Below are 24,272 nucleotides of genomic sequence, written 5' to 3'. Positions count from 1 at the left end.
GCCAGGGAGGGGCGGCCGCGCGGCGCCCGGAGAGCGGAGCCGACTTCCTCGGCCCGTACGCCCCGCAGCGGGACAGCGACGACGGCCGGCTCGGCGCCCACGCGCCGGAGCCCGCCGCGGACGCCCGCCGGCCGAGCGGGGCCGACTTCCTCGGCGCCTACGCGCCCCCGCGCGGGAGCGACGACCGGGCCTGACCGGGTGCCCGGCCCGTGATCCCGGCCGTCCGCCTGCTGGACCGGCGGCCGGGCACCGTGCCCGACGTGGGAGGATCGAAGCACGGCGGACCGGGACCCGCGCACCCCGCCCCGCCGCACGCGTACGCGAAAGGGCGCGCGCAGGGCAGTACCGGGGCGCGAACACGGAGGAGCACCGTTGAGCAGGTTGCGCTGGCTGACCGCGGGGGAGTCCCACGGTCCCGCACTCGTCGCGACGCTGGAGGGCCTTCCCGCCGGCGTGCCGATCACCACGGACATGGTGGCGGACCACCTGGCGAGGCGGCGGCTGGGCTACGGCCGCGGTGCCCGGATGAAGTTCGAGCGGGACGAGGTCACCTTCCTCGGCGGTGTCCGGCACGGCCTGACCCTGGGCTCTCCGGTCGCGGTCATGGTGGGCAACACCGAGTGGCCGAAGTGGGAGCAGGTCATGGCGGCCGACCCGGTCGACCCCGAGGTGCTCGCGGGCCTGGCCCGCAACGCCCCGCTGACCCGGCCCCGCCCCGGCCACGCGGACCTGGCCGGCATGCAGAAGTACGGCTTCGACGAGGCCCGTCCGATCCTGGAGCGCGCCTCCGCCCGGGAGACCGCGGCCCGGGTGGCGCTCGGCGCGGTCGCCCGGTCGTACCTGAAGGAGACGGCCGGCATCGAGATCGTCTCCCACGTCGTCGAGCTGTGTTCGGTGAAGGCACCGCGGGGCGTGTACCCCACGCCGGCCGACGTCGAGAAGCTCGACGCCGACCCGCTGCGCTGCCTGGACGCCGACACCTCGAAGGCGATGGTCGCCGAGGTCGACCAGGCGCACAAGGACGGTGACACCCTCGGCGGCGTGGTCGAGATCCTCGCCTACGGCGTGCCCGTGGGCCTCGGCTCCCACGTCCACTGGGACCGCAAGCTCGACGCGCGGCTGGCCGGCGCCCTCATGGGCATCCAGGCCATCAAGGGCGTCGAGATCGGTGACGGCTTCGACCTCGCCCGGGTCCCCGGCTCCAAGGCGCACGACGAGATCGTGAACACGCCCGAGGGCATCAAGCGGGTCTCCGGCCGAGCCGGCGGCACCGAGGGCGGCCTGTCCACCGGTGAACTGCTGCGCTGCCGCGCCGCGATGAAGCCGATCGCCACCGTCCCCCGCGCCCTGAAGACGGTCGACGTCACCACCGGCGAGGCCGCACAGGCCCATCACCAGCGCTCCGACGTCTCCGCCGTGCCGGCTGCCGGCATCGTCGCCGAGGCCATGGTCGCCCTGGTGCTGGCGGACGCGGTGGCGGAGAAGTTCGGCGGCGACAGCGTCACCGAGACCCGCCGCAACGTCACCTCGTACCTCGAGAACCTGGCCGTCCGGTGAGCCCGCGTCTCGTCCTGATCGGCCCGATGGGCGTGGGCAAGTCCACCGTCGGCGGGTTGCTCGCCCAGCGCCTCGGCGTCGCCTACCGGGACACCGACGACGACATCGTCGCCGCCGAGGGGCGCACCGTCGCCGACATCTTCGTCGAGGACGGCGAGCCCGCCTTCCGCGCCCTGGAGAAGCAGGCCGTCCAGGAGGCGCTCACCGCGCACGACGGCGTCCTCGCCCTGGGCGGCGGCGCGATCCTCGACGCCGGCACCCGCGCGCTGCTCGCCGGACAGCCGGTGGTCTACCTGTCGATGGACGTCGAGGAGGCGGTCCGCCGCACCGGCCTGGGCGCCGCCCGCCCGCTGCTCGCGGTCAACCCGCGCAAGCAGTGGCGCGAGCTGATGGAGGCCCGCCGGCACCTGTACGAGGAGGCGGCCACCGTCGTCGTACCGACCGACGGCCGCACGCCCGAAGAGGTCACCGACGCGGTCCTGGACGCACTGGAGCTGAAGGAAGCATGAGCAACGAGGCAGTGACCCGCATCCACGTCGCGGGCACGGCGGGCACCGATCCCTACGACGTCCTGGTGGGCCGGCAGCTGCTGGGTGAACTCGCCGGACTGATCGGGGAGAAGGCCCAGCGGGTGGCGATCATCCACCCCGAGGCCCTCGCCGAGACCGGCGACGCGCTCCGCGCGGACCTCGCCGGACAGGGCTACGAGGCCGTCGCCATCCAGGTGCCGAACGCGGAGGAGGCCAAGACCGCCGAGGTCGCCGCCTACTGCTGGAAGGCGCTCGGCCAGTCGAACTTCACCCGCACCGACGTCGTCGTCGGCGTCGGCGGCGGCGCCACCACCGACCTGGCCGGATTCGTCGCCGCGACCTGGCTGCGCGGTGTCCGCTGGATCGCCGTGCCGACCACCGTCCTCGCCATGGTCGACGCGGCCGTCGGCGGCAAGACCGGCATCAACACCGCCGAGGGCAAGAACCTCGTGGGCGCCTTCCACCCGCCCGCCGGTGTCCTGTGCGACCTCGCCGCCCTCGACTCCCTGCCGGTTCACGACTACGTCTCCGGACTCGCCGAGGTCATCAAGGCCGGCTTCATCGCCGACCCGGTGATCCTGGACCTCATCGAGTCCGACCCCGAGGCCGCCCGCACCCCTGCGGGCCCGCACACCGCCGAGCTCGTCGAGCGCTCGATCCGGGTGAAGGCCGACGTCGTCTCCTCCGACCTCAAGGAGTCCGGCCTCCGCGAGATCCTCAACTACGGCCACACCCTCGGCCACGCCATCGAGAAGAACGAGCGCTACAAGTGGCGCCACGGCGCGGCCGTCTCCGTCGGCATGCACTTCGCCGCCGAACTGGGCCGGCTGGCGGGCCGCCTGGACGACGCCACGGCCGACCGTCACCGCACGGTCCTCCAGTCCGTGGGCCTGCCCCTCGCCTACCGCTACGACCAGTGGCCCAAGCTGCTGGAGAACATGAAGGTCGACAAGAAGTCCCGCGGCAACCTGCTGCGCTTCGTCGTCCTGGACGGGCTCGCCAAGCCCACCGTGCTGGAGGGCCCCGACCCGGCCATCCTGCTCGCCGCCTACGGCGAGGTGGGGGAGTAGCGCCCGACGGGCACTCGTCACCGCCCCCGGCCGTTCACACAACGACGGCAGGGGGCGGTACCGTTCGGTACGCGCGGGACGACACCCCCGCTGTCAGCGACCCATCGCCTGTACGAGACGGAGTGGCACCGGATGCAGCACGCAGTGGGTTCTCCGCTGCCGCCGCCCCATCAGCCGGGGCACGGACCCGCCGCCGGCTGGTCACCGGCCGCGCACCACCCAGGTCAGCCCCCGCAGGGCCCGCCGCCCCCGATGTCCGCACCGCCCCCGGGATTCGCGCCCCCGCCCCCGGCGGCACCGCGGCACGCCTCGATGCCCCCGCCGCCGGACTCCACCGGCCATGTCACGCTGCCGCCCGGCGGCCCGGTCGGCATGCCGAGCCCGCCGCAGGCCCCGGCGACCCCCGACCCGGGCGCGACGACCCTCGCCGTGCTGCTGATCGGTCCCGCGGGCGCCGGCAAGACCAGCGTGGCCAGGTACTGGGCGGACCACCGCCGGGTGCCCACCGCCCACATCAGCCTCGACGACGTGCGCGAGTGGGTCCGCTCCGGCTTTGCCGACCCCCAGACCGGGTGGAACGACCACTCCGAGGCCCAGTACCGCCTGGCCCGCCGCACCTGTGGTTTCGCCGCCCGCAACTTCCTGGCCAACGGCATCTCGTGCATCCTCGACGACGCGGTCTTCCCCGACCGTCCGGTCGTCGGCCTCGGCGGCTGGAAGCGGCACGTCGGCCCCGGCCTGCTGCCCGTCGTCCTCCTCCCCGGCCTGGACGTCGTCCTGGAGCGCAACGCGGAACGCACCGGCAACCGCCGTCTCGGCGACGAGGAGGTGGCCCGCATCCACGGCCGCATGGCCGGCTGGTACGGCTCGGGCCTGCCCATCATCGACAACTCCCAGCTGGACATACCCGAAACGGCCCGCATCCTCGACGACGTCCTCACCCGCGCGATAGCCAGCCCTCCCACGTGGTGACCGCCTCCCGGGCCTGACCCCGTCCGCACCCGGGCGGAGCTGGGCGCCGAGCCCGGGGCGGGGCGCACCCCCACTCGGCCCCGCCCGACCGGCGACATCGCGCCACCCCTCCTACGCTCGAACCATGTCTGAGGTCTACGCGGTCCGCCGGACGCGGCTACGGGAACGCTGCAACGCGAGCGGCAGCACGGCAGCGCTGGTGTCCCGGCCCGCCAACGTGCGCTACCTCGCCGGCGCCGCCCCCGAGAACGCCGTGCTCCTGCTCGGCAGGACCGAGGACGTACTGGTCTGCCCGGAGCCCCCGGACGACCGCACCCCGCACAGCCGCCCCGACGAGGCGCTCCGCCTGCACCTCATGTCCGGCATCGGCGGCGACCCGGCCGTCGAGGCCGCCGCCCTCGCCACGGCCCAGGGCGTCGACGCCCTCGCCGTGGAGGAGCACCACCTCACCGTCACCCGGCACCGGGCGATCGGCGAGGCGGCCCCCCGTCTGCGCCTCACCGGCGTCGCGGGCGCCGTGGAACAGCTGCGCGTCGTCAAGGACGAGGAGGAGATCTCCTGCCTCCGCATCGGCGCGGAGATCGCCGACCAGGCCCTGGGCGAACTCCTGGAGTCCATCCTGGTCGGCCGCACCGAACGCCACCTCGCCCTGGAGCTGGAGCGCCGCCTGGTCGACCACGGCGCCGACGGACCCGCCTTCCCCACCTCCGTGGCCACCGGCCCCAACGCCGGCCGCCCCGGCCACCGCCCCACCGACCGCCGCGTCGAGGAGGGCGACTTCCTCTCCGTCTGCCTCGGCGCCACCTACCGCGGCTACCGCTGCGAGATCGGCCGTACCTTCGTCATCGGCACGGCCCCCGCGGACTGGCAGATCGAGCTGTACGACCTGGTCTTCTCCGCCCAGCGCGCGGGACGCGAGTCCCTCGCCCCCGGCGCCGCATGCCGTGACGTGGACCGTGCGGCGCGCCAGGTCCTGGACTCCGCCGGGTACGCCGAGGCGCTCCCCGTCCTCACCGGTCACGGTGTCGGACTCGAAATCGACGAGGACCCTCAATTGACCCCGGCGGCCATGGGTAAACTGGACGCTTGCGTGCCGGTCACCGTCGAGCCGGGGGTCCACCTCCCCGGCCGGGGCGGAGTCCGGATCGATGACACGCTCGTCGTGCGCCCCGAGGCGGACGGCGGACCCGAGCTACTCACCATCACGACCAAGGAGCTGCTCGCGCTCTAGCCTCGCGCAGTGCGCCTGCCTTCGCCCCGGCCGTCGTCCACGTCAGTCCAGTCCAGGAGATTCCGCAACCGTGGCTTCCACGAACGACCTCAAGAACGGCATGGTGCTCAAGCTCGAAGGCGGCCAGCTCTGGTCCGTCGTCGAGTTCCAGCACGTCAAGCCCGGCAAGGGCCCGGCCTTCGTGCGCACCAAGCTCAAGAACGTGCTCTCCGGCAAGGTCGTCGACAAGACCTTCAACGCCGGCGTCAAGGTCGAAACGGCCACCGTCGACAAGCGCGACATGCAGTTCTCCTACATGGACGGCGACTACTTCGTCTTCATGGACATGGAGACCTACGACCAGCTCATGGTCGACCGCAAGGCCGTCGGCGACGCCGCCAACTTCCTCGTCGAGGGCTTCACCGCCACCGTCGCCCAGCACGAGGGCGAGGTGCTCTTCGTGGAGCTGCCGGCCGCCGTCGAGCTGACGATCCAGGAGACCGAGCCGGGCGTCCAGGGCGACCGCTCCACCGGCGGCACCAAGCCCGCCACGCTGGAGACCGGCCACCAGATCCAGGTCCCCCTCTTCATCACCACCGGTGAGAAGATCAAGGTCGACACCCGCACGAGCGACTACCTCGGCCGGGTGAACAGCTAACCGTGGCTGCCCGCAACACGGCCCGCAAGCGCGCCTTCCAGATCATCTTCGAGGGCGACCAGCGCGGCACCGAGGTCCTCACGGTCCTCGCCGACTGGATCCGGCACTCCCGGTCCGACACCCGGCAGCCGCCGGTGAGCGAGTACACGATGCAGCTCGTCGAGGGCTACGCGGAACACGCGAAGCGCATCGACGAGCTGATCGCCCAGTACTCGGTCGGCTGGACGCTCGACCGGATGCCGGTCGTGGACCGCTCGATCCTGCGGCTCGGCGCGTACGAGCTGATCTGGGTCGACGAGACGCCGGACGCGGTCGTCCTGGACGAGATGGTGCAGCTGGCGAAGGAGTTCTCCACGGACGAGTCGCCCTCGTTCGTGAACGGCCTCCTCGGCCGCCTGAAGGAACTCAAGCCCTCACTGCGCCGCGACCAGTAGGAGCGGCCCGGCAGGAGCGCCCCGGCAGGGGCGCCCCTCAGGGGCGCGGGGAACCGCGCGCTCAGCACACACGGCCGACAGCGAACCGCAGCCGGCAGACGAAAAAACCGCCGGGGTGCCGGAACCAGAAGGTCCGGCACCCCGGCGGCACGTTTCTGCGCCCCCGCGGAGCGCCTACACGTCCTCGTGCGAGGCCACCGCACGGCGCGCGTCCGCGTCCAGCACGCCCCAGCTGATCAGCTGCTCGGTGAGGACCGACGGCGACTGGTCGTAGATGACGGCGAGCGTGCGCAGGTCGTCCTGGCGGATCGACAGCACCTTGCCGTTGTAGTCGCCGCGCTGCGACTGGATCGTCGCCGCGTAGCGCTGCAGCGGGCCCGCCTTCTCGGCCGGCACCGTGGCCAGCCGCTCCAGGTCCAGGACCAGCTTCGGCGGCGGCTCGGCGGCACCGCCCGGAGTGGTGCCCGGCAGCAGCTCCTGCACCGGAACGCCGTAGAAGTCCGCCAGCTCCGCGAGGCGCTGCACGGTCACGGCGCGGTCGCCGCGCTCGTAGGAACCGACCACGACCGCCTTCCAGCGGCCCTGGGACTTCTCCTCGACACCGTGGAGGGAAAGGCCCTGCTGGGTGCGGATCGCCCGGAGCTTGGCCCCGAGCTGTTTGGCGTATTCGCTGGACATATAGCTCCCCGGCACTGTGTCGACGCGGATGGCTGGATTCCATGCCGCGCGGCTGGTAACTCACTGTGAGGTTACGCAGCGTTACTCTCGTGCGTCAAGCCGAATGGTCCACACCGACTCTTCCGTGGTAGCGAAGATCGGCTGCTCCATCCGGGTGACGGGGGGTGTCGCTGCGGCCGGGAGGCGACCTGTTAGCCTGAGAACGCACATCCGACGTCCTTTAAGGTCCGTCCCGTGAGGCGGAGAAGGAGGTCCGTTTCGTATGGACAAGCTCGAACCGCAACCGCCGCATCCCTCGCGGCCGGACGCACGGCCCGTTCTCGAGGCCCCCGACATCGCGCGGGTCATGACCCGTATCGCCCACGAGATCGTCGAACGCGCCAAGGGCGCCGACGACGTGGTGCTCCTCGGCATCCCGACCCGAGGCGTCTTCCTCGCCCGGCGGCTCGCCGAAAAGCTCGAGCAGATCACCGAGCGCAAGGTCCCGGTCGGCTCCCTCGACATCACCATGTACCGCGACGACCTGCGTCTGCAGCCGCCGCGTGCGCTGGCCCGCACCGAGATCCCCGGTGACGGCCTCGACGGCAAGCTGGTCGTCCTCGTCGACGACGTGCTCTTCTCCGGCCGCACCATCCGCGCCGCCCTCGACGCCCTGAACGACATCGGGCGCCCCCGCGCGGTGCAGCTGGCCGTGCTCGTCGACCGCGGCCACCGCGAACTGCCCATCCGCGCCGACTACGTCGGCAAGAACCTCCCCACGTCGCTGCGGGAGACGGTCAAGGTCCTGCTCGCCGAGGAGGACGGCCGCGACACCGTGCTGCTCGGCGCCAAGCAGATCCCCCAGTAGCACCGCGGAGCGCGCGCCGGACCGGTGTGCGCCGGCGCGGCACGCCCACGCGCGTACCCGTCTGCCCGATTTCGCCTCATAGACCTGCTTTTACGGAGCCTGACAGATGCAGCGTCATCTCATCTCGGCCGCCGACCTCACCCGCGACGACGCCGTCCTCATTCTCGACACCGCCGAGGAGATGGCCCGGGTCGCCGACCGGCCGATCAAGAAACTCCCCACCCTGCGCGGCCGTACCGTCGTCAATCTCTTCTTCGAGGACTCCACCCGGACCCGGATCTCCTTCGAGGCCGCCGAGAAGCGGCTGTCCGCGGACGTCATCAACTTCACCGCCAAGGGCTCCAGCGTCTCCAAGGGCGAGTCCCTGAAGGACACCGCCCAGACCCTGGAGGCCATGGGCGTGGACGCCGTGGTCATCCGGCACGGCGCCTCCGGCGCCCCCTACCGGCTGGCCACCTCCGGCTGGATCGACGCCCACGTCATCAACGCGGGCGACGGCACCCACCAGCACCCCACCCAGGCGCTGCTCGACGCCTTCACGATGCGGCGCCGGCTCGTCGGCCGTGACGCGGGCCTCGGGCACGACCTGAACGGCCGCCGCGTCACGCTCGTCGGTGACGTCCTGCACAGCCGGGTCGCCCGCTCCAACGTCGACCTGCTGCACACGCTCGGCGCCGAGGTCACCCTCGTCGCCCCGCCCACCCTGCTCCCGGTCGGCGTCGAGACCTGGCCCTGCGAGGTGTCGTACGACCTCGACTCCACGCTGCCCAAGTCCGACGCGGTGATGATGCTGCGCGTCCAGCGCGAGCGGATGAACGCCGCGTTCTTCCCCACCGAGCGGGAGTACTCGCGCCGCTACGGCCTCGACGGCGAGCGCATGGCGCGGATGCCCGAGCACGCGATCGTGATGCACCCCGGCCCGATGGTCCGCGGCATGGAGATCACCGCCGAGGTCGCGGACTCCGACCGCTGCACCGTGATCGAACAGGTCACCAACGGCGTCTCCATCCGGATGGCCGTCCTGTACCTGCTGCTCGGCGGAGCCGAGTTCCAGGCCCCGAGCACCCCCGCCCGTACCGCCGAGGAGAACCGATGACGACGAGCAAGACCCTGATCCGTGGTGCGCAGGTGCTCGGCGGCGAGCCGCAGGACGTCCTGATCGACGGTGAAACGATCGTCCAGGTCGGCACCGGGCTCTCCGCCGACGGCGCCGAGGTCGTCGAGGCCGGCGGCAAGGTGCTGCTGCCGGGCCTGGTCGACCTGCACACCCACCTGCGCGAGCCCGGCCGCGAGGACTCCGAGACCGTCCTGACCGGCACCCGCGCCGCCGCGAGCGGCGGCTACACCGCCGTGTTCGCCATGGCCAACACCTTCCCGGTCGCCGACACCGCCGGCGTCGTCGAGCAGGTCTGGCGGCTCGGCAAGGAGCACGGCTACTGCGACGTGCGGCCCATCGGCGCCGTCACCGTCGGCCTGGAGGGGCAGAAGCTCGCCGAACTGGGCGCCATGCACGAGTCCGCGGCCGGCGTCACCGTCTTCTCCGACGACGGCAAGTGCGTCCACGACGCCGTGATCATGCGCCGCGCCCTGGAGTACGTGAAGGCCTTCGACGGGGTCGTCGCCCAGCACGCCCAGGAGCCCCGGCTCACCGAGGGCGCCCAGATGAACGAGGGCGTCGTCTCCGCCGAGCTGGGTCTCGGCGGCTGGCCGGCCGTCGCCGAGGAGTCGATCGTCGCCCGGGACGTGCTGCTCGCCGAGCACGTCGGCTCCCGCGTCCACATCTGCCACCTGTCGACGGCGGGCAGCGTCGAGATCGTCCGCTGGGCCAAGTCCCGCGGCATCCGCGTCACCGCCGAGGTCACCCCGCACCACCTGCTGCTCACCGACGAGCTGGTGCGCTCGTACAACCCGGTCTACAAGGTCAACCCGCCGCTGCGCACCGAGCGCGACGTCCTGGCCCTGCGCGAGGCGCTCGCCGACGGCACGATCGACATCGTCGCCACCGACCACGCCCCGCACCCGCACGAGGACAAGGACTGCGAGTGGGCCGCCGCCGCCATGGGCATGGTCGGCCTGGAGACCGCACTGTCGGTGGTCCAGGAGACGATGGTGGACACGGGCCTGCTGGACTGGGCCGGCGTCGCCGAGCGCATGTCCTGGGCGCCCGCCCGCATCGGACGGGCCGAGGGCCAAGGCCGCCCCGTCTCGGCAGGTGAGCCCGCCAACCTCACTCTCGTCGACACGGCATACCGTGGATCGGTGGACCCCGCGGGCTTCGCCTCGCGCAGCCGCAACACCCCCTACGAGGGCCGCGAGCTGCCGGGCCGTGTCACGCACACCTGGCTCCGGGGCAAGGCCACGCTCGTCGACGGGAATCTCACGTGACACCTGTACTCCTGCTGGCCGCCGAGAAGGAATCGGCGGTAGTGACCGACTGGGCCGCCCGGATCGGCTGGGTCGTCGGACTCGCCCTCTTCGTCGCGCTCGTCTACTGGCTGATGCGCGAGGGCTGGAAGTGGCGAGGGACGCTGCAGAGCGACCTGCCGGAGCTGCACAGCGCGCCGGACGACCCCGGCCCGGCGACACTGACCATGAGCGGCCGCTACCACGGGTCCACCACCGCCGGTCAGTGGCTCGACCGCATCGTGGCGCACGGCCTGGGCACCCGCAGCCGGGCCGAGCTCACCCTGACCGACGCCGGACTGGACGTCGTACGTCCCGGGGCGGACGACTTCTTCGTCCCGGCGGACGCGCTGCGCGAGGCCCGGCTCGACAAGGGCATCGCCGGCAAGGTCCTCACCGAGGGCGGCCTGCTGGTCGTCACCTGGGCGCACGGCGAGCGGCTGATCGACTCGGGCTTCCGCTCCGACCACGCCGCCGAGCACAACGCCTGGGTGGAAGCCCTCACCAACATGATCAACAAGACGGAAGGCGCACGATGACAACCTCCACCAGGGGAGCCGACAAGGTTCCCGCCGTTCTCGTCCTGGAGGACGGCCGGATCTTCCGCGGCCGCTCCTACGGGGCGGTGGGGGAGACCTTCGGCGAAGCGGTGTTCTCCACCGGCATGACCGGCTACCAGGAGACCCTCACCGACCCGTCGTACCACCGGCAGGTCGTGGTGATGACCGCCCCGCACGTCGGCAACACCGGCGTCAACGACGAGGACGCCGAGTCCAAGCGGATCTGGGTCTCCGGCTACGTCGTGCGCGACCCCGCGCGCGTGCCGTCCAGCTGGCGCTCGCGCCGCACCCTCGACGAGGAGCTGGCCGCCCAGGGCGTCGTCGGCATCAGCGGCATCGACACCCGCGCCCTCACCCGCCACCTGCGCGAGCGCGGCGCCATGCGCGTCGGCATCTTCAGCGGCGACGCCGTGCGCGACGACGCGGCGCTGCTCGCCCGCGTCCAGGAGGCGCCCGAGATGACGGGCGCCGACCTCTCCGCCGAGGTCGCCACCACCGAGCCGTACGTCGTCCCCGCGGTCGGTGAGAAGAAGTTCACCGTCGCCGCCGTCGACCTCGGCATCAAAGGCATGACCCCGCACCGGATGGCCGAGCGCGGCATCGAGGTGCACGTGCTGCCGGCCACCGCGACCGTCGACGACGTCTACGCGGTGAACCCGGACGGCGTGTTCTTCTCCAACGGCCCCGGCGACCCCGCCACCGCCGACCACCCCGTCTCCGTGATGCGGGGCGTGCTGGAGCGCGGCACCCCGCTGTTCGGCATCTGCTTCGGCAACCAGATCCTCGGCCGCGCCCTCGGCTTCGGCACCTTCAAGCTGAAGTACGGCCACCGCGGCATCAACCAGCCGGTGCAGGACCGCACGACCGGCAAGGTCGAGGTCACCGCGCACAACCACGGCTTCGCCGTGGACGCCCCGCTCGACAAGGTCTCCGACACCCCGTTCGGCCGCGCCGAGGTGTCCCACGTCTGCCTCAACGACAACGTGGTGGAGGGCCTCCAGCTGCTCGACAAGCCGGCCTTCAGCGTCCAGTACCACCCCGAAGCGGCCGCGGGCCCGCACGACGCCGCCTACCTGTTCGACCGCTTCGTCTCCCTGATGGAGGGCCAGCGTGCCTAAGCGCACCGATATCCAGTCCGTCCTGGTCATCGGCTCCGGCCCGATCGTCATCGGCCAGGCCGCGGAGTTCGACTACTCCGGCACCCAGGCCTGCCGCGTGCTCAAGGCCGAGGGCCTGCGCGTGATCCTCGTCAACTCCAACCCGGCGACGATCATGACCGACCCGGAGATCGCCGACGCCACCTACGTCGAGCCGATCACGCCCGAGTTCGTCGAGAAGATCATCGCCAGGGAGCAGCCGGACGCCCTGCTGCCCACCCTGGGCGGCCAGACGGCCCTGAACACCGCGATCTCCCTGCACGGCAACGGCGTCCTGGAGAAGTACGGCGTCGAGCTGATCGGCGCCAACGTCGAGGCCATCAACAAGGGTGAGGACCGCGACCTGTTCAAGGAGGTCGTGGAGGAGGTCCGCCGCAAGATCGGCCACGGCGAGTCCGCCCGCTCCTACATCTGCCACTCCATGGACGACGTCCTCAAGGGCGTCGAGGAGCTCGGCGGCTACCCCGTCGTCGTCCGCCCGTCCTTCACCATGGGCGGCGCAGGATCCGGCTTCGCGCACGACGAGGAGGAGCTGCGCCGCATCGCCGGGCAGGGCCTCACCCTCTCGCCGACCACCGAGGTGCTCCTGGAGGAGTCCATCCTCGGCTGGAAGGAGTACGAGCTGGAGCTGATGCGCGACAAGAACGACAACGTCGTGGTCGTCTGCTCCATCGAGAACTTCGACCCCATGGGCGTGCACACCGGCGACTCGATCACCGTCGCCCCGGCGATGACCCTGACCGACCGCGAGTACCAGGTGCTGCGCGACGTCGGCATCGCGATCATCCGCGAGGTCGGCGTCGACACCGGCGGCTGCAACATCCAGTTCGCGGTGAACCCCGAGGACGGCCGGGTCATCGTCATCGAGATGAACCCCCGCGTCTCGCGCTCCTCCGCGCTCGCCTCCAAGGCGACCGGCTTCCCCATCGCCAAGATCGCGGCCAAGCTCGCCGTCGGCTACACCCTCGACGAGATCCCGAACGACATCACGCAGGAGACCCCGGCCTCCTTCGAGCCGACCCTCGACTACGTGGTCGTGAAGGCCCCCCGGTTCGCCTTCGAGAAGTTCCCGAGCGCCGACTCCACCCTCACCACCACCATGAAGTCGGTCGGCGAGGCCATGGCCATCGGCCGCAACTTCACCGAGGCCTTCCAGAAGGCGCTGCGCTCCCTGGAGAAGAAGGGCAGCCAGTTCACCTTCACCGGCGAGCCCGGCGACAAGGCCGAACTGCTGCGCGAGGCCGTCCGGCCCACCGACGGCCGCATCAACGCCGTCATGCAGGCCATCCGCGCGGGCGCCACCCCCGACGAGGTCTTCGACGCCACGAAGATCGACCCGTGGTTCGTCGACCAGCTCTTCCTCATCAAGGAGATCGCCGACGAGCTGGCCGCCGCCCCCGAGCTCACCCCCGGCCTGCTCGCCGAGGCCAAGCGGCACGGCTTCTCCGACCAGCAGATCGGTGAGATCCGGGGCCTGCGCGAGGACGTCGTCCGCGAGGTCCGCCACGCCCTCGGTGTCCGCCCGGTCTACAAGACGGTCGACACCTGCGCCGCCGAGTTCGCGGCGCGGACGCCGTACTTCTACTCCTCCTACGACGAGGAGACCGAGGTCGCGCCGCGCGAGAAGCCGGCCGTCATCATCCTCGGCTCCGGCCCCAACCGCATCGGCCAGGGCATCGAGTTCGACTACTCCTGCGTCCACGCCTCGTTCGCCCTGAGCGACGCCGGCTACGAGACCGTGATGGTCAACTGCAACCCGGAGACCGTCTCCACCGACTACGACACCTCCGACCGGCTCTACTTCGAGCCGCTCACCCTGGAGGACGTCCTGGAGATCGTGCACGCCGAGCAGCAGGCCGGACCGGTCGCGGGCGTCGTCGTGCAGCTCGGCGGCCAGACCCCGCTCGGCCTCTCCCAGGCGCTCAAGGACAACGGCGTGCCCGTCGTCGGCACGCCCCCGGAGGCCATCCACGCCGCCGAGGACCGCGGCGCCTTCGGCCGGGTCCTCAAGGAGGCCGGCCTGCCCGCCCCCAAGCACGGCACCGCCACCACCTTCGCCGAGGCCAAGGCCATCGCCGACGAGATCGGCTACCCGGTCCTGGTGCGCCCGTCGTACGTGCTCGGCGGACGCGGCATGGAGATCGTCTACGACGAGACCCGGCTGGAGAGCTACATCGCCGAGTCGACCGAGATCAGCCCTTCCCGGCCGGTCCTCGTCGACCGCTTCCTCGACGACGCCATCGAGATCGACGTCGACGCCCTTTACGACGGCGAGGAGCTCTACCTCGGCGGCGTGATGGAGCACATCGAGGAGGCCGGCATCCACTCCGGCGACTCGGCGTGCGCCCTGCCCCCGATCACCCTCGGCGGATTCGACATCAAGCGGCTGCGCGCCTCCACCGAGGCCATCGCGCGCGGGGTGGGCGTGCGCGGACTGATCAACATCCAGTTCGCCCTGGCCGGGGACATCCTCTACGTCCTGGAGGCCAACCCGCGCGCCTCGCGCACCGTGCCCTTCACCTCGAAGGCGACCGCGGTGCCGCTGGCCAAGGCCGCCGCCCGCATCTCGCTGGGCGCCACCGTCGCCGAGCTGCGAGCCGAGGGCCTGCTCCCGGCCACCGGCGACGGCGGCGAGCTGCCGCTGGACGCGCCGATCTCCGTCAAGGAGGCCGTGATGCCGTGGTCCCGCTTCCGGGACATCCACGGCCGCGGCGTCGACACGGTCCTCGGCCCGGAGATGCGCTCCACCGGCGAGGTCATGGGCATCGACAGCGTCTTCGGCACGGCGTATGCCAAGTCACAGGCCGGCGCCTACGGGCCGCTGCCCACCAAGGGCCGCGCCTTCATCTCGGTCGCCAACCGGGACAAGCGCTCGATGATCTTCCCGGCGCGCGAGCTGGTGGCCCACGGCTTCGAGCTGCTGGCCACCTCCGGCACCGCCGAGGTCCTCAAGCGCAACGGCATCAAGGCCACCGTGGTGCGCAAGCAGTTCGAGGGCACCGGACCCAACGGTGAGAAGACCATCGTCCAGCTCATCCACGACGGCGAGGTCGACCTCATCGTCAACACCCCGTACGGCACGGGCGGCCGGCTCGACGGCTACGAGATCCGCACCGCGGCCGTGGCCCGTTCGGTGCCCTGCCTGACCACGGTCCAGGCGCTCGCCGCCGCGGTCCAGGGCATCGACGCGCTCAACCGGGGCGACGTGGGAGTCCGCTCGCTCCAGGAACACGCGGAACACCTGACAGCGGCCCGCGAGGACCAGTAGCCCCCAGGGGGACACCGGAAACGGTGTCCCCCTCTTCATGAGGACACCATGTACAGGATTCTGTTCACCCTGCTCTTCTCACGGATGGACCCGGAGCAGGCCCACCACCTGGCCTTCCGCTGGATCCGCCGCGTCGCGCGCGTCCCGGTCCTGCGCACCTTCGTCGCCGCCGTGCTCGCCCCCCGCCACCAGGAACTGCGCACCGAGGCCCTCGGACTGCGGCTGCACAGCCCCTTCGGCCTGGCCGCCGGCTTCGACAAGAACGCCGTCGGCATCGACGGCCTGGCGATGCTCGGCTTCGACCACGTCGAGATCGGCACGGTCACCGGCGAACCGCAGCCCGGCAACCCCGGGAAGCGACTGTTCCGGCTGGTCGCCGACCGGGCGCTGATCAACCGCATGGGCTTCAACAACGACGGCTCGCTCGCCGTCGCCGCCCGCCTGGCCTCCCGCACACCGGTCTTCCGCACGGTCGTGGGCGTCAACATCGGCAAGACCAAGGTCGTCCCGGAGTCCGAGGCCGCCGCCGACTACGTGAAGTCCGCCGAGCGGCTCGCCCCGCACGCCGACTACCTGGTCGTCAACGTCTCGTCCCCGAACACCCCCGGGCTGCGCAGCCTCCAGGCCGTGGACCAGCTCCGCCCGCTGCTCACCGCCGTCCGCGAGGCCGCCGACCGCGCGGTACCGGCCCGCCGGGTGCCGCTGCTGGTGAAGATCGCCCCGGACCTGGCCGACGAGGACGTCGACGCCGTCGCGGACCTCGCCGTGGAACTCGGCCTCGACGGCATCATCGCCACCAACACCACCATCGCCCGCGAGGGCCTCGGCCTGACCTCGGACCCGTCCGTGGTGCGGGAGACCGGCGGACTGTCCGGCGCGCCCCTCAAGGCACGCTCCCTGGAGGTGTTGCGCCGCCTCTACGCGCGCGTGGGCGACCGGATCACGCTGATCGGCGTCGGCGGCGTCGAGAACGCCGAGGACGCCTGGCAGCGCATCCTGGCCGGCGCCACGCTGGTCCAGGGGTACAGCGCGTTCATCTACCAGGGCCCCTTCTGGGCCCGCGCCATCCACAAGGGGCTCGCCGCGCGGCTGCGCACCAGCCCCTACGCCACGCTCGCCGACGCGGTGGGCGCCGACGTGAGGACTACGACATGACCGGTCTGGATCCCTTCGGACTGCGGCTGCGCCGCGCGATGGACGAGCGGGGACCGCTCTGCGTGGGCATCGACCCGCACGCCTCGCTGCTCGCCGAATGGGGCCTGAACGACGACGTGAACGGTCTGGAGCGGTTCAGCCGCACGGTCGTCGAGGCCGTCGCGGGGCGGGTCGCCGTGCTCAAGCCGCAGAGCGCCTTCTTCGAGCGGTTCGGCTCGCGCGGCGTCGCCGTGCTGGAGACGACCGTGCGCGAGGCCCGGGAGGCCGGGGCGCTGGTCGTCATGGATGCCAAGCGCGGCGACATCGGCTCGACCATGGCCGCCTACGCGGAGTCGTTCCTGCACAAGGGCGCGCCGCTGTTCTCCGACGCCCTCACCGTCTCGCCGTACCTCGGCTACGGCTCGCTGAGCCCCGCCGTCGCGCTGGCCCGGGAGTCCGGCGCGGGACTGTTCGTGCTGGCCCTGACCTCCAACCCGGAGGGCGGCGAGGTGCAGCACGCGGTGCGGGCCGACGGGCGCACCGTCGGGGCGACGATCCTCGGGCACCTCGCGCTGGAGAACGCCGGTGAGGAACCGCTCGGCTCGTTCGGCGCGGTCGTCGGGGCGACCCTCGGCGACCTGTCGTCGTACGACCTGGACATGGGCGGGCCGATCCTCGCGCCGGGCATCGGCGCGCAGGGCGCCACGGCGGCCGACCTCCCGGCGGTGTTCGGGCGCGCGGTGCGCAACGTCGTGCCGAACGTCAGCCGGGGAGTGTTGCGCCACGGTCCCGACGTCGTCGCTCTGCGTGACGCCGCGGAGCGGTTCGCGGACGAGATCCGGGCCGCCGTGACGTCCGCCTGAGGCCTCGGGCAGGCAACTCCGTGGTCGTCGCACTCTGAATACACCCTCAAATCCGAGGAATTATGTTCCGAATGTCCGGCCTGGCGGAGGCTGACCAGGACTTTTCCTCTGTTCTCGCTGACTCAGAGCCCGAGGGCCGCTAGTCTCCGACGGAGAGTGAACGGGCAGCACCTGCTGCCCGTGGCTCCCAGGTGTGGGGCGACCAGGTTCCTCACCGGTCCGTATCCGACAGTTCGACATCCGAGGTGACGTAGGCGTGGCTCTTCCGCCCCTTACCCCTGAACAGCGCGCAGCCGCGCTCGAAAAGGCCGCCGCGGCTCGCCGGGAGCGGGCCGAGGTCAAGAATCGACTCAAGCACTCCGGCGCCTCCCTGCACGAGGTCATCAAGCAGGGCCAGGAGAACGACGTCATCGGCAAGATGAAGGTCTCCGCCCTGCTCGAGTCCCTGCCGGGCGTGGGCAAGGTCCGCGCCAAGCAGATCATGGAGCGTCTGGGGATCTCCGAGAGCCGCCGCGTGCGGGGTCTCGGTTCGAACCAGATCGCCTCCCTGGAGCGCGAGTTCGGCAGCACCGGCTCCTGAGTCCCGGACCGTCCGGGACCTCCGTCCCGGACAGCCCGCGATTGCTGGAATAATCGCCGCATGGCTGCAACACCCCGGGGGACGTCCCCCGTACCCCCGGACGATCGTCCGCGGCTGACCGTGCTCTCCGGCCCCTCAGGGGTCGGCAAGAGCACGGTCGTCGCTCATATGCGCAAGGAACACCCCGAGGTCTGGCTCTCGGTGTCGGCGACGACCCGCACGCCCCGTCCCGGTGAGCAGCACGGCGTCCACTACTTCTTCGTCACCGACGAGGAGATGGACAAGCTGATCGCCAACGGCGAGCTGCTGGAGTGGGCCGAGTTCGCCGGCAACCGCTACGGCACGCCCCGCGCGGCGGTGCTGGAGCACCTGGAGGCGGGTGTGCCCGTGCTCCTGGAGATCGACCTCCAGGGCGCGCGGCAGGTCCGTGAGTCCATGGCAGAGGCCCAGCTGGTCTTCCTGGCCCCTCCCTCCTGGGAGGAACTGGTGCGCAGGCTCACCGGCCGCGGCACCGAGCCGCCCGAGGTCATCGAGCGCCGCCTGGCGGCCGCGAGGACCGAACTCGCGGCCGAGCCGGAGTTCGACACCACCCTGGTCAACACCTCCGTCGAGGCGGTCGCCCGCGAGCTGCTAGCCTTGGTGAACGTCGTGTGATCGTGGACAACCGTCCGCCGACCAGATCGACAGAATCTTTCCCATCCATCGGAAGGTAGAGCGTGTCCTCTTCCATCTCCGCGCCCGAGGGCATCATCAACCCGCCGATCGACGAGCTCCTCGAGGCCACGGACTCGAAGTACAGCCTCGTGATCTACGCGGCCAAGCGGGCCCGCCAGATCAACGCGTACTACTCGCAGCTCGGCGAGGGTCTCCTCGAGTACGTCGGTCCTCTCGTCGACACCCACGTCCACGAGAAGCCGCTCTCGATCGCCCTGCGCGAGATCAACGCGGGACTGCTGACCTCCGAGGCCGTCGAAGGCCCCGCCCAGTAATCGGTCAGTACGTCGTACCATCAGCTTGCAGCTGACTTTTCCACAGGCCCGGCAGCACGTCTGCCGGGCCTGTGGTGTCTCATGGGGGATGGCAGCAGGTTTCCGAGGCTCGGGGAGAGACGGTGGACAAGCCGAAGGTCGTTCTGGGGGTCAGTGGCGGCATCGCCGCCTACAAGGCCTGTGAGCTGCTCCGGCGGCTCACGGAGTCGGGACACGACGTACGCGTCGTCCCCACCGCCTCCGCCCTGCACTTCGTCGGCGCCGCCACCTGGTCCGCCCTGTCCGGCAACCCCGTCTCCACCGAGGTCTGGGACGACGTGCACGAGGTGCCGCACGTCCGCATCGGCCAGCACGCCGACCTGGTGGTCGTCGCCCCGGCCACGGCCGACATGCTCGCCAAGGCGGCCCACGGCCTCGCCGACGACCTGCTGACCAACACCCTGCTCACCGCGCGCTGCCCGGTGGTCTTCGCCCCCGCCATGCACACCGAGATGTGGGAGCACCCGGCCACCCAGGAGAACGTGGCCACGCTGCGCTCCCGGGGCGCCGTCGTCATCGAGCCGGCCGTCGGCCGCCTCACCGGCGTCGACACCGGCAAGGGCCGGCTGCCCGACCCTGCCGAGATCTTCGAGGTCTGCCGCCGCGTCCTGGCCCGCGGCGCCGCCGAGCCCGACCTCGCGGGCCGGCACGTCGTCGTGAGCGCCGGCGGCACCCGCGAGCCCCTCGACCCGGTCCGCTTCCTCGGCAACCGCTCCTCCGGCAAGCAGGGCTACGCCCTCGCCCGCACCGCCGCCGCCCGCGGCGCCCGCGTCACGCTGATCGCGGCCAACACCGCGCTGCCCGACCCGGCCGGGGTGGACATCGTCCGCGTCGGGACCGCCGTGGAGCTGCGCGAGGCCGTCGTGAGCGCCGCCGCCGACGCGGACGCGGTGGTCATGGCCGCCGCCGTCGCCGACTTCCGCCCCGCGGTCTACGCGGCCGGGAAGATAAAGAAGAAGGACGGCAAGGAGCCGGAGCCCATCACCCTGGTGCGGAATCCGGACATTCTCGCGGAGGTGTCCGGCGACCGGGTGAGGTCCGGACAGGTGATCGTGGGCTTCGCCGCGGAGACCGACGACGTCCTCGCCAACGGCCGCGCCAAGCTCAAGCGCAAGGGCTGCGACCTGCTCGTGGTGAACGAGGTGGGCGAGGCCAAGACCTTCGGTGCCGAGACCAACGAGGCCATGGTGCTGGGCGCCGACGGCAGCGAGACGCCCGTCCCGCACGGCCCGAAGGAGGCCCTCGCCGACACCGTCTGGGACCTCGTGGCCGAGCGCCTCGCCTGAGTGGCTCATCCACCGCCCGCATCCTCGGAACGTCCTCCTCCGGGGTGTGGCGCCTCTGGCGAACCGCGCCCCGCCCGGAGAGAATGCCCGTGCCGCAGGTCACAGCCCTCTCGCGAGACGAGACGGGGGGACCCGCGGCGCGGCACGACCGATAAACTGTTCCACGGACGGCGTCGGGTGCAGCCCCCGCCGTTCGCCCATGATCAGCCAGCAGCCGCTGCAACCCCAGGGAGCATTGTGTCCCGTCGTCTGTTCACCTCGGAGTCCGTGACCGAGGGTCACCCCGACAAGATCGCTGACCAGATCAGCGACACCATCCTCGACGCGTTGCTCCGCGAGGACCCGTCGTCCCGGGTCGCCGTCGAGACCCTGATCACCACCGGCCTGGTGCACGTGGCCGGTGAGGTCACCACCAAGACGTACGCGGACATCGCGACGCTGGTGCGGAGCAAGATCCTGGAGATCGGCTACGACTCCTCGAAGAAGGGCTTCGACGGCGCCTCCTGCGGCGTCTCGGTGTCGATCGGCGCGCAGTCCCCGGACATCGCCCAGGGTGTCGACACGGCGTACGAGACCCGTGTCGAGGGCGACGACGACGAGCTGGACCGGCAGGGCGCCGGCGACCAGGGCCTGATGTTCGGCTACGCGACGGACGAGACGCCGACGCTGATGCCGCTGCCGATCTTCCTCGCCCACCGCCTGTCGAAGCGTCTGTCCGACGTCCGCAAGAACGGGACCATCCCCTACCTGCGCCCCGACGGCAAGACCCAGGTCACCATCGAGTACGACGGCGACAAGGCGGTCCGCCTGGACACCGTGGTCGTCTCCTCGCAGCACGCCTCCGACATCGACCTGGAATCGCTGCTCGCGCCCGACATCCGCGAGTTCGTCGTGGAGCCGGAGCTGAAGGCGCTCCTCGACGACGGCATCAAGCTGGACACCGAGAAGTACCGCCTGCTGGTGAACCCCACCGGCCGCTTCGAGATCGGCGGCCCGATGGGCGACGCCGGCCTCACCGGCCGCAAGATCATCATCGACACGTACGGCGGCATGGCCCGCCACGGCGGCGGCGCGTTCTCCGGCAAGGACCCGTCCAAGGTGGACCGCTCCGCCGCGTACGCGATGCGCTGGGTCGCGAAGAACGTGGTGGCGGCCGGCCTGGCCGCGCGCTGCGAGGTCCAGGTGGCCTACGCGATCGGCAAGGCCGAGCCGGTGGGCCTGTTCGTCGAGACCTTCGGGACCGCCAAGGTCGACGTCGAGCGGATCGAGCGGGCCATCGACGACGTCTTCGACCTCCGTCCCGCCGCGATCATCCGCGATCTGGACCTGCTGCGGCCGATCTACGCGCAGACCGCCGCGTACGGTCACTTCGGCCGTGAGCTGCCGGACTTCACCTGGGAGCGGACCGACCGCGTGGACGCGCTGCGGAAGGCCGCCGGGCTGTAGCCACGCGGGGCTGTTCTCGGCCGAGGCCCGGTGCGGCTCCCTTCGGGAGGTCACCGGGCCTCGGTGTGTCTGCGTAGATGCGGGCAGTCGTGCCGCAGCGGCGACGGGGGTTCCCGCTCGGGCGAAGCCGAGAGTGGGGAGGGCGGGCGCGACGGCCCCCCTGGCGGACGGCCGTGTTGTCAGTCGCGTTTGCCAGAATGCAGGGGTGAGCAGCGAGGACGAACACCAGGACGGCGGCGCGCAAGGTGCGCCGCCCGAGCAGCTCGCCCTCATCCGCGAGACCGTCCGCCGGACGAAAACCCCTCGCGCGAAACCCCGTACCTGGCGCGGCGCCGCGCTCGCCAAGGAGCTGCCGGTCGCCCGGGTGCTCGTCGACAAGGGTGTGCTGCACCTCGACCGGTACTTCGACTACGCCGTCCCCGAGGAACTGGACGCCGACGCCCAGCCGGGCGTGCGGGTGCGGGTGCGTTTCGGGGCCGGACGGCACCGCGTACGGGACGGCCGGCGTGAGGGCGGGGGACTGATCGACGGGTTCCTGATCCAGCGCCTGCCCGAGTCCGACTACGCGGGCCCGCTGGCCGCGCTGGCCCAGGTCGTCTCGCCCGAGCCCGTGCTGGACGAGGAGCTGCTCGGTCTCACCCGCGCGGTCGCCGACCGGTACGCGGGCAGCCTCGCCGACGTGCTGCAGCTCGCCGTGCCGCCGCGCAACGCCCGCGCCGAGAAGCGTCCCTCGCCCGATCCGCTGCCCCCGCCGCCGGCCCCGTCCGCCGGGTCGTGGGAGCGGTACGAACAGGGCCCCGCCTTCCTGGAGTCCCTGGCCTCGGGCGGCAGCCCCCGCGCCGTGTGGAACACCCTGCCGGGACCGCAGTGGAGCGAGGAGATCGCCCGGGCGGTCGCGGCGACCCTGTCCTCGGGGCGCGGCGCACTGGTCGTCCTGCCCGACGGCCGGGCCGTGGCCCGGCTCGACGCCGCGCTCACCGACCTGCTGGGGGAGGGCCGGCACGCGGTGCTCACCGCCGACGCCGGACCGGAGAAGCGGTACGCGCAGTGGCTCGCCGTGCGGCGCGGAGCGGTGCGCGCGGTGATCGGGACCCGGGCGGCGATGTTCGCCCCGGTGCGTGACCTCGGGCTGGTCGCGGTGTGGGACGACGGGGACGACAACCTCAGCGAGCAGCACGCCCCGCAGCCGCACGCGCGGGAGGTGCTGCTGCTGCGGGCGGCGCAGGACAGGTGCGGCTTCCTGCTGGGCGGCTGGAACTGCACCGTGGAGGCCGCGCAGCTCGTGGACACCGGCTGGGCCAGGCCGTTGCACGCCGCGCGGGAGCGGGTGCGGGCCGCCGCCCCGCTGGTGCGGACCGTCGGGGACCAGGACCTCGCGCGGGACGAGGCCGCCCGCGCCGCGCGCCTGCCCACCCTCGCCTGGCAGGCGGTCCGCGAGGGCCTGCGGCACGGGCCGGTGCTGGTCCAGGTGCCCCGGCGGGGCTACGTGCCACGGATGGCGTGCGCGAACTGCCGGGCGCCGGCGCGGTGCCGCCACTGCTCCGGCCCGCTGGAGGCGCACGGCTCGGACGACCTGCGGTGCGGCTGGTGCGGGCGTACGGAGAGCGGCTGGCACTGTCCGGAGTGCGGTGGTTTCCGGCTGCGGGCGCAGGTGGTGGGGGCGCGGCGGACCGCCGAGGAACTGGGGCGTGCCTTCCCCGCGGTCCCGGTCCGCACCTCGGGGCGTGAGCATGTGCTGGACACGGTGCCGGGGACGCCCGCCGTGGTGGTGAGCACGCCGGGCGCCGAACCGGTGGCCGAGGGCGGCTACGCGGCGGCGCTGCTGCTGGACGGGTGGGCCATGCTGAGCCGCCCCGACCTGCGGGCCGGTGAGGACGCCCTGCGGCGCTGGATGGGCGCGGCGGCGCTGGTCCGCCCGCAGTCGGCGGGCGGCACGGTGGTCGTGGTGGCCGAACCGACCCTGCGGCCGGTGCAGGCGCTGGTGCGCTGGGACCCGGCGGGCCACGCGCTGCGGGAACTGGCCGAGCGGGGCGAGCTGGGCTTCCCGCCGGTGTCGCGGATGGCGGCGGTGTCGGGGCCGGCGGAGGCGTTGGCCGAATTCCTGGGGGCCGCGGAGCTGCCGGCGCGGGCGGAGGTGCTGGGGCCGGTGCCTCTGCCGGTCACCCCGGCGGGCCGCCCGCGACGTCCGGGCGCGCCCCCGCCCGGCGAGCAGTGGGACCGGGCACTGATCCGGGTGCCTCCGGGGAGCGGCGCGGCTCTGGCTGCCGCGCTGAAGGCGGCGCAGGCGGCGCGGATGGCGCGGGGCGGCGGTACGCCGGTGTGGGTCCGCATCGACCCACCGGACATCGGCTGAGCCACCCGGACGTCGGCTGAGAGCCCCGGACTTCGGGTGAGCCCCGGGACTTCGGCTGAGAGGCCCGGACTTCGGGTGAGCCCCCGGACGTCGGCCGAGAGCCCCCGGACTTCGGGTGAGCCCCGGGACGTCGGCTGAGAGGCCCGGACTTCGGGTGAGCCCCGGGACTTCGGCTGAGAGGCCCGGACTTCGGGTGAGCCCCCGGACGTCGGCCGAGAGCCCCCGGACTTCGGGTGAG

At 72.2% G+C, this 24,272-nt stretch carries 22 protein-coding genes; 21 read left to right on the top strand and 1 reads right to left on the bottom strand.

Annotation, left to right across the window (positions count from 1 at the left end; all coding sequences use genetic code 11):
- Positions 1 to 372: 372 nt before the first annotated feature.
- From aroC to nusB, 7 genes are all read left to right on the top strand, one after another.
- Complete coding sequence (gene aroC, locus ACIF8S_RS23020) at positions 373 to 1,557, top strand: chorismate synthase (RefSeq protein ID WP_400001366.1); 1,185 nt, start codon at positions 373 to 375, stop codon at positions 1,555 to 1,557.
- A complete protein-coding gene (locus tag ACIF8S_RS23015) occupies positions 1,554 to 2,066 on the top strand; it encodes a shikimate kinase (protein WP_400001364.1) in 513 nt (170 codons plus the stop codon). The genes aroC and ACIF8S_RS23015 overlap by 4 nt, the downstream gene beginning before the upstream one ends.
- Positions 2,063 to 3,157 carry a 3-dehydroquinate synthase gene (gene aroB, locus ACIF8S_RS23010; RefSeq protein ID WP_400001362.1) on the top strand — a complete coding sequence of 365 codons (1,095 nt, stop codon included), beginning with the start codon at positions 2,063 to 2,065 and terminating at the stop codon, positions 3,155 to 3,157. Before ACIF8S_RS23015 ends, aroB begins: the two co-directional genes overlap by 4 nt.
- 132 nt (positions 3,158 to 3,289) lie before the next feature.
- Positions 3,290 to 4,129, top strand: coding sequence for a Pro-rich N-terminal domain-containing protein (locus tag ACIF8S_RS23005; protein WP_400001361.1), 840 nt, complete (start codon positions 3,290 to 3,292; stop codon positions 4,127 to 4,129).
- Positions 4,130 to 4,253: 124 nt separating this feature from the next.
- A complete protein-coding gene (locus ACIF8S_RS23000) occupies positions 4,254 to 5,360 on the top strand; it encodes an aminopeptidase P family protein (RefSeq protein WP_400001359.1) in 1,107 nt (368 codons plus the stop codon).
- Positions 5,361 to 5,430: 70 nt separating this feature from the next.
- Complete coding sequence (efp, locus tag ACIF8S_RS22995) at positions 5,431 to 5,997, top strand: elongation factor P (protein WP_006131211.1); 567 nt, start codon at positions 5,431 to 5,433, stop codon at positions 5,995 to 5,997.
- A gap of 2 nt (positions 5,998 to 5,999) precedes the next feature.
- Positions 6,000 to 6,431, top strand: a complete 432-nt coding sequence (nusB, locus tag ACIF8S_RS22990; protein WP_150154004.1) for a transcription antitermination factor NusB — start codon at positions 6,000 to 6,002, stop codon at positions 6,429 to 6,431.
- Between the two features lie 174 nt (positions 6,432 to 6,605).
- On the opposite strand, the gene bldD is transcribed toward nusB, so the two are convergent.
- A complete protein-coding gene (gene bldD, locus ACIF8S_RS22985) occupies positions 6,606 to 7,109 on the bottom strand; it encodes a transcriptional regulator BldD (RefSeq protein ID WP_024887373.1) in 504 nt (167 codons plus the stop codon).
- Positions 7,110 to 7,371: 262 nt separating this feature from the next.
- Here bldD and pyrR point away from each other — a divergent pair, with 262 nt between their 5' ends.
- The 14 genes from pyrR to ACIF8S_RS22915 all read left to right on the top strand — a co-directional run bounded on the left by pyrR (position 7,372) and on the right by ACIF8S_RS22915 (position 24,034).
- A complete protein-coding gene (gene pyrR, locus ACIF8S_RS22980; RefSeq protein ID WP_215211349.1) occupies positions 7,372 to 7,956 on the top strand; it encodes a bifunctional pyr operon transcriptional regulator/uracil phosphoribosyltransferase PyrR in 585 nt (194 codons plus the stop codon).
- A gap of 106 nt (positions 7,957 to 8,062) precedes the next feature.
- Positions 8,063 to 9,052: an aspartate carbamoyltransferase catalytic subunit gene (locus ACIF8S_RS22975; RefSeq protein WP_400001357.1), complete on the top strand. Its 990-nt coding sequence runs from the start codon at positions 8,063 to 8,065 to the stop codon at positions 9,050 to 9,052.
- Complete coding sequence (locus tag ACIF8S_RS22970; protein ID WP_400001355.1) at positions 9,049 to 10,341, top strand: dihydroorotase; 1,293 nt, start codon at positions 9,049 to 9,051, stop codon at positions 10,339 to 10,341. Before ACIF8S_RS22975 ends, ACIF8S_RS22970 begins: the two co-directional genes overlap by 4 nt.
- Positions 10,338 to 10,898: a hypothetical protein gene (locus tag ACIF8S_RS22965; RefSeq protein WP_400001353.1), complete on the top strand. Its 561-nt coding sequence runs from the start codon at positions 10,338 to 10,340 to the stop codon at positions 10,896 to 10,898. The genes ACIF8S_RS22970 and ACIF8S_RS22965 overlap by 4 nt, the downstream gene beginning before the upstream one ends.
- On the top strand, positions 10,895 to 12,037 hold the full coding sequence (gene carA, locus ACIF8S_RS22960; protein ID WP_400001352.1) for a glutamine-hydrolyzing carbamoyl-phosphate synthase small subunit: 1,143 nt from the start codon (positions 10,895 to 10,897) through the stop codon (positions 12,035 to 12,037). Before ACIF8S_RS22965 ends, carA begins: the two co-directional genes overlap by 4 nt.
- Positions 12,030 to 15,344 (top strand): carbamoyl-phosphate synthase large subunit, encoded by a 3,315-nt coding sequence (carB, locus tag ACIF8S_RS22955; RefSeq protein WP_400001350.1) that lies wholly within the window; start codon positions 12,030 to 12,032, stop codon positions 15,342 to 15,344. Before carA ends, carB begins: the two co-directional genes overlap by 8 nt.
- A 48-nt stretch (positions 15,345 to 15,392) precedes the next feature.
- Positions 15,393 to 16,499, top strand: a complete 1,107-nt coding sequence (locus tag ACIF8S_RS22950) for a quinone-dependent dihydroorotate dehydrogenase (RefSeq protein WP_400001348.1) — start codon at positions 15,393 to 15,395, stop codon at positions 16,497 to 16,499.
- The gene (pyrF, locus tag ACIF8S_RS22945; protein ID WP_400001346.1) at positions 16,496 to 17,341 is read left to right on the top strand and encodes an orotidine-5'-phosphate decarboxylase; all 846 of its coding nucleotides are present in this window, start codon (positions 16,496 to 16,498) and stop codon (positions 17,339 to 17,341) included. The genes ACIF8S_RS22950 and pyrF overlap by 4 nt, the downstream gene beginning before the upstream one ends.
- Before the next feature lie 256 nt (positions 17,342 to 17,597).
- Positions 17,598 to 17,921, top strand: a complete 324-nt coding sequence (locus ACIF8S_RS22940; protein WP_003977346.1) for an integration host factor — start codon at positions 17,598 to 17,600, stop codon at positions 17,919 to 17,921.
- 60 nt (positions 17,922 to 17,981) lie between these two features.
- Positions 17,982 to 18,575, top strand: coding sequence for a guanylate kinase (gene gmk / locus ACIF8S_RS22935; RefSeq protein WP_400001344.1), 594 nt, complete (start codon positions 17,982 to 17,984; stop codon positions 18,573 to 18,575).
- Positions 18,576 to 18,637: 62 nt separating this feature from the next.
- Positions 18,638 to 18,910: a DNA-directed RNA polymerase subunit omega gene (rpoZ, locus tag ACIF8S_RS22930; RefSeq protein ID WP_003988945.1), complete on the top strand. Its 273-nt coding sequence runs from the start codon at positions 18,638 to 18,640 to the stop codon at positions 18,908 to 18,910.
- Positions 18,911 to 19,032: 122 nt separating this feature from the next.
- Positions 19,033 to 20,235 (top strand): bifunctional phosphopantothenoylcysteine decarboxylase/phosphopantothenate--cysteine ligase CoaBC, encoded by a 1,203-nt coding sequence (coaBC, locus tag ACIF8S_RS22925; protein WP_400001342.1) that lies wholly within the window; start codon positions 19,033 to 19,035, stop codon positions 20,233 to 20,235.
- A 237-nt stretch (positions 20,236 to 20,472) separates the two neighbouring features.
- The gene (gene metK, locus ACIF8S_RS22920; protein ID WP_145827890.1) at positions 20,473 to 21,681 is read left to right on the top strand and encodes a methionine adenosyltransferase; all 1,209 of its coding nucleotides are present in this window, start codon (positions 20,473 to 20,475) and stop codon (positions 21,679 to 21,681) included.
- 205 nt (positions 21,682 to 21,886) lie between these two features.
- Positions 21,887 to 24,034, top strand: coding sequence for a primosomal protein N' (locus ACIF8S_RS22915; RefSeq protein ID WP_400001339.1), 2,148 nt, complete (start codon positions 21,887 to 21,889; stop codon positions 24,032 to 24,034).
- Positions 24,035 to 24,272 lie beyond the last annotated feature (238 nt).

It is taken from the genome of Streptomyces sp. NPDC085937, from assembly GCF_044540535.1.
Taxonomy (GTDB): domain Bacteria; phylum Actinomycetota; class Actinomycetes; order Streptomycetales; family Streptomycetaceae; genus Streptomyces.
Note: the sequence above shows the minus strand (reverse complement) of the source record. Positions and strands in the feature narration are given on the sequence as shown.